Consider the following 2,120-nt stretch of genomic DNA (forward strand, 5'->3'; position numbering starts at 1 on the left):
CGGAACGCCGATCGCTGGGACGCCTCGGCGCTGCGAGGAAGGAAGGCCCAACGCCAGCCTTCAGGTGCGCCGCTGGCAAACGTCCCGTGATCCGAATGGCGTTTGCCCCGTAGGAAATACCCAGAATGCACCCGGTTCGCAGGCCGCGCCAGCGGCGTCACCTGCGAGGCGATGTTGGGCCATACCATTGACGACGAAGGGTTGTTCCTGCTCCCGGCACTACGAAAAAAGAGAATCTTCCACATCCTAGCCTTTCCCTCTGGTTGGGCACTGATGGTGGGTACGGCGTTGGTTCGGCACGGACGTTGGCTATGCCTCTGTCACGGGGTCAGAGGAATCGGGCTGTCGCGATACCTAGACATCCAGCACGAGCCGAATCCCATCGTCAATTTGGGCCATGGTGGTGGGCGTGACCCGCCCCACATAGCCATCCAGCATGCCTTTATCGAGGGTCAGCAGTTGGGAGATATTGACGACCGAATCGCGCGGTAATCCCGACTCTTTGGCCGGAAGGAAGACATTCCCCGGTGCCGTCGCGAGCCGCAGATTACTGGTAATCACCGCAACAATGATGGTTGCAATCCGGCTGGACGTAAACGCATCGGCTTGGATCAGGACGACGGGGCGACGATACCCGACACTCGACCCGGTGGGATCGGAAAGGTCAGCCCACCAAATATCCCCACGATACATTACCAATCTTCTTTCGTGAGCACGTGGGCTTGTGCCCGGATGAGGCGGGGATCAAGGGTCGACTCCTCCGTCGCATAGAGGTGGTTCAGGGTTTCGGTCATTGCGCTGGCCTGATAGGTCTGGAGGTAGGTTTGCAGCGCCCGCACAAAGACTTCACTGCGCGACAACCCATGCGCTTGGGCGAACTGTTCCGCAGCATAGAAGAGCGGATCGGGAAGCGAGATGGCAGTTTTCATGGGTCTAGTATAACTTTTGTTATACTCGATGTCAAGCCATAGAATCGCATGGATCGGTACGCTCCGCATGGAGGGTGACGGCGTTGATCGTCGGGCACGGCGTTTTTGGCGCGATCTGATACCATGCCAACGGCATCGCTCCCTATCACCGCAGTGATCGTTGGGCACAGCGTCCTTGATGCGATCTGCTGGTACGCAAACGGCGTTGTTTTCTGGTATGGTGCGGATCGTCGGGCACGGCATTGATGGGTCACCACCAGGGTTGATGGTGGCTCAGTGCGCTCCCATCTGCGCCCCTGGCATGGGACTGCTGGTGCGGAAACGGGGATGCGATCCATCCACCATGCCAGACATCGGGGGTCGGGGCGAAATCATGGGCACGGCGTCCTCCCGGCTGCTCCCGTGGCACGGCCCTGCGCGTGCGGAACCGGGGATGCGATCCATCCACCATGCCAGACATCGGGGGTCGGGGCAGGATCATGGGTACGGCGCACTCCCGGCTGCTCCCCTGGTACGGCATCACTCGTCCGGTATCAGGCATGCGATCCCCGTCCAGCGCCGTTCATCTCCCGACTGATTTCTTGCGCACGGCCCTGCTCGTCCGGTATCGGCCATGCGATCCATCCCCAACGCCCTCATCTCCCGACTGGTTTCCTGTGCACGGCACGGCTCGTCAGGTATCGGCCATGCAATCCTTCCGCAAAGGTTCATCGCCCGGACGCATCAGCATCGTTGGCATGCCCCATCGCTGCGGGTAGAGACGGCCCAACGCCAGCCTTCAGGTGCGCCGCTGGCCAAGTTTCCGTGATCCGAACGATGTTTGCCCAGAACAACAGCCAGACATGGCACCCAGTTCACAGGCCGCGCCAGCGGCGTCACCTGCGAGGCGATGTTGGGCGCGGGGCTGGCCATGACCCGGTTTCCTCCTATTGTTGACTCCGTGATGGGCGGTGATGGAAACCGACTCCTCAACGGGCACTGATCGAAGCGGACTTCCCAACGGGTGCTCATCGTGGCCGATTTGCTAACGGGCGCTGCTCGTGGCCGACTCTCCAACGGGCGCTGATGGAAGCCGACTCGTGCGATGGGCGGTGATCGTGGCCGATCTCCAAACACCCGGCTAGGCAAACGGCACATCGACATAGTCGCTTCGCGATCTTGGTTGCGGAGCGGCAACACCCGCCTCGCGCA

At 61.2% G+C, this 2,120-nt stretch carries 4 protein-coding genes; all 4 read right to left on the reverse strand.

Translation table 11 applies throughout. The features are described 5' to 3' along the window. A partial coding sequence (locus tag EKD03_RS18920; RefSeq protein ID WP_238613584.1) for a hypothetical protein occupies positions 1–245 on the reverse strand: 245 nt, incomplete at its 3' end. A 109-nt stretch (positions 246–354) separates the two neighbouring features. Continuing rightward, a complete protein-coding gene (locus tag EKD03_RS18095) occupies positions 355–693 on the reverse strand; it encodes a type II toxin-antitoxin system PemK/MazF family toxin (RefSeq protein ID WP_129633838.1) in 339 nt (112 codons plus the stop codon). Beyond that, the gene (locus EKD03_RS18100; protein ID WP_129633840.1) at positions 693–929 is read right to left on the reverse strand and encodes a ChpI protein; all 237 of its coding nucleotides are present in this window, start codon (positions 927–929) and stop codon (positions 693–695) included. The genes EKD03_RS18095 and EKD03_RS18100 overlap by 1 nt, the downstream gene beginning before the upstream one ends. A 723-nt stretch (positions 930–1,652) precedes the next feature. Then, the coding region (locus EKD03_RS18925) for a hypothetical protein (RefSeq protein ID WP_238613585.1) at positions 1,653–2,120 on the reverse strand (468 nt) is incomplete at its 5' end.

The sequence above is a fragment of the Candidatus Oscillochloris fontis genome (assembly GCF_004138135.1).
GTDB classification, from domain to species: Bacteria; Chloroflexota; Chloroflexia; order Chloroflexales; family Chloroflexaceae; genus Oscillochloris; species Oscillochloris fontis.